Source organism: Clostridium sartagoforme AAU1 (assembly GCF_000401215.1).
Taxonomy (GTDB): Bacteria; Bacillota; Clostridia; order Clostridiales; family Clostridiaceae; genus Clostridium; species Clostridium sartagoforme.
Genome location: NZ_ASRV01000189.1, coordinates 1 through 3,644 on the forward strand (window position 1 = coordinate 1; position 3,644 = coordinate 3,644).

The following is a 3,644-nucleotide window of genomic DNA, read 5'->3' on the forward strand; positions in this document are numbered from 1 at the left end:
ATATATATTTAATACTAGCTTTAAATTTTTATTGTATTAAATGACTTTATAGTATTTAGACAAATATCTAAAAATATTTAAACTTAATACCTTTATCAAATATTTTCCTCTTGAATTTCTTATATAATATGTTATTATAGTTTTATTATTTATTAGCTTCCAAGCGGAGTGAAAAATAGATACACATATGTGTGAAGAGTGAAAATGGCAAATCACTCTTTTTTTTGATGAAAAAGGACTATATGAATAGTCCTTTTTATTTTACATTTAAGTATTCTTCTAAATTTCTAATATTACTCCTTTTTCCTATAACTACTATTAAATCATTTTCTCTTAATATATATTCTGGATCTAATTCTATTATAGTTTCTTCATTCCTTTCTAAAGCTATAATATTTAAACTGAAATTATTTCTTATATTCGATTTTAAAATAGACTTCCCATCTATTTTAGAAGTAACTTTTAACTCTTCTATATGAATATCATTATTTAGCTCAATAAACTCTAATGCTTCTTCATTTAGCAATCTATTTGCAATTCTTATTGCCATATCATTTTCAGGGTACACAACCTCTGCACCTATTTTTCTTAAAACACAACCTTGTTCATAAGTAGTTGCTTTAGATATAACTCTTTTTACTCCCATATTAATTACATTTAATGTAGTCAATATGCTAACATCTATTTTCTCACCTATACATACGAATACTGTTTCACAATTTTGTATACCGGTTTCCTCTAAAGTTTCCTTATATAAATTATTAACTACAAAAGCATTTTCTGTTAGGTGTCTAATTTGTTTTATTTTATTTTCATCATTATCTATTACTATTACTTCTTTTCCAGCTTCTATAAGTGTTCTTGCTAATGCAAAACCAAATCTTCCAATTCCTATTATTCCAAATTCTATTGCAGATTTATAACTAAACATATTTATCTCTCCTTATCCTATTATAACTGTTTCTTCTGAATAATAAGCACTTGATGCTTCCTTAAAAGACCAAATTGTAGCTATAGTCATAGGTCCTAATCTTCCTATAAACATAATTAGTGAAATAATTATTTTACTTAAATCATTAAGACCTGGTGTTATTCCAGTTGATAATCCCACTGTACCAAAAGCACTTGTTACTTCAAATAATAATTGCATAAAAGTATAATTAGGTTCTATTATACTTATAACGAAAGTTCCCATACATACTACAAGTAAGGCTAATATAGTTAAATTAAATGCTTTAAAAACTACACTTGTAGGTATTGTTCTCTTAAATGCACTACAATGCTTATTTGTTGATGTGCTATAAATACTTTTATATAAAGTAAATAAAGTAGTAGTTTTAATACCTCCTCCAGTAGATCCTGGAGACGCACCAATAAACATTAAAATAACTAATACAAATAATCCTGAATTTGTAAAGTTACTTAATGAATAAGTACTAAATCCTGCAGTTCTTGCGGATGTGCTAAAAAAGAATGCCCCAAGCCAAGAAATATCCTCTGTTAATTTTAGCAAAACTGTACCTACTATTAATAATAAAGTTGTCATTGTAAGAACTATCTTTGTATGTAGGCTAAATTTCTTAAAGGATTTCTTTACTAAAATTTCTTTAATTACTAAAAATCCTAATCCTCCAAATATAATTAATCCACATGTAGTTAAATTTAATAATACATCATTTTTATATTGTATTAAATTTTGAAATCCTCCAAGTATATCAAATCCTGAATTATTAAATGCTGCTATGGAATGGAATATGCTTATTCCTAAAGCATCTAAAGGCTTATAATCTTGTGAAAATACAATATAACTTAAAATTACTCCTATAAATTCAAAGGTTAAAGTTACTGCTAAAACTGCTTTTACTAATCTTACTAATCCTTTCATTGTATCTAAGTTCATGGATTCTTTTATAAGTGTTCTTTCTTTTATTCCTATTCTTTTACCTAAAAGTAATATAAAACCAACACCAACAGATGTTACTCCTAATCCTCCTACTTGAATTAGTAAGGCAACAATTGATCTTCCAAATACAGTAAAAGTATCTGCGGTATCTATAGCGATCAATCCTGTTACGCATACAGCGCTAGTTGATGTAAATAATGCATCTACGAAAGATACATCGACTCCTTCATTTATTGATATAGGGAGTTTAAGTAATAATGCTCCTAATATAATTACTATTAAAAATCCTAAAACAATAATTCTTCCAGGCTTAATCTTTTCTATTAATTTCATACAAAGCTCACTCCTTTATGATTAATATCTGGAAACTTAATATATTTAATAATTTATGATAATATTTCCAAAAGATTTTAATATTAATTCTATATTAAAATCTTCTATAATATCTTGTACATTTTTATAAATTATATTTTAAAACTTCCTAAGATTTTACGGTTAATTATATATAGACAAGCAATTAATGTCAATTTCATTATTCTTATGCATAATCTTTTAAAAGCTGAATTAACTTAAACTACCCCTTAATAATTAGCTTATATTCACAAAACGTTGCAAAATCTACATTTCTCTAAAAAAACTAGAAACTATGTTTGTATAAAATTATTAATTTATAATATGATATCTCCTTATATCAAAAAGAGACTGTTTATTATCTTTTCAGATAATAAACAGTCTCTTTTGATTTATATAATTGTAAATACAAAACTTATTTAATAATACTGCATTTAACAGTATTATTCTTCCCATCCTTCTGGGAATTCAGCATTGTGGTACACTTCTTGAACATCATCATCGTCATCAAGTAAGTCTAACATCTTTTGGAACTTTTTCGCATCATCCTCATTAATTGCAGTATATGTGTCTGGTATCATCTTAACTGTCGCTTCTAAAAATTCTAATCCATTTGATTCTAAGGCTTCCCTTACAGTTCCAAAATCCTCAGGTGTAGTTGTAATTATAAATACTTCTTCTTCTGCTGAAAAATCTTCTGCTCCTGCATCTAAAGCTAGCATCATAATTTCATCTTCATCTTTATCTTCTCTTTCAATAACTATTTCGCCTTTTTCTTGGAACATAAACCCAACACATCCCGTTGCTCCCATGTTTCCTCCGCCTTTTGTAAAGGCACTTCTTACATTTCCTGCTGATCTATTTTTATTATCTGTTAAAGTTTCTACTATTACAGCAACTCCAGATGGACCATAACCTTCATAAACTATTTTTTCATAGTTAACACCTGCAAGTTCTCCTGAAGCTTTTTTAATTGATCTTGTAATTGTATCATTAGGCATATTAGCCGCTTTTGCTTTTGCTATTACATCTCTTAATTTCGGATTAGTGTCGGGTACAGGGCCACCATTTTTAACTGCAATAATAATTTCTTTACCTAACTTTGTAAAGATTTTTCCCCTTTTAGCATCTGCTTTTCCCTTTTTATTTTGTATATTATGCCATTTTGAATGTCCTGACATGTTTTTTTCCTCCCAACATCTATCGAATAATTTTTATAACTTATAAACATTAGAATTATATCATACTTATATTATTATGACAAATTTTCTTATTTATCCATGAATTAGTAATAAAATTATTTAATTAATTATACAAGTTGATTTATTCTTAAATTAATTTGTATAATCTATTTTCTTCTTTAAAATAAATTCCTTCATCCATTTTAGTT

The 3,644-nt window shown here is 26.7% G+C and carries 3 protein-coding genes; all 3 read right to left on the reverse strand.

The annotated features are described in order from the left end of the window. Positions 1-256: 256 nt before the first annotated feature. Positions 257-931 (reverse strand): potassium channel family protein, encoded by a 675-nt coding sequence (locus A500_RS15095; RefSeq protein WP_016208434.1) that lies wholly within the window; start codon positions 929-931, stop codon positions 257-259. 12 nt (positions 932-943) lie between these two features. Next, positions 944-2,236, reverse strand: coding sequence for a TrkH family potassium uptake protein (locus A500_RS15100; protein ID WP_016208435.1), 1,293 nt, complete (start codon positions 2,234-2,236; stop codon positions 944-946). A gap of 461 nt (positions 2,237-2,697) precedes the next feature. After that, on the reverse strand, positions 2,698-3,435 hold the full coding sequence (locus A500_RS15105; RefSeq protein WP_016208436.1) for a YebC/PmpR family DNA-binding transcriptional regulator: 738 nt from the start codon (positions 3,433-3,435) through the stop codon (positions 2,698-2,700). Positions 3,436-3,644: the final 209 nt, after the last annotated feature.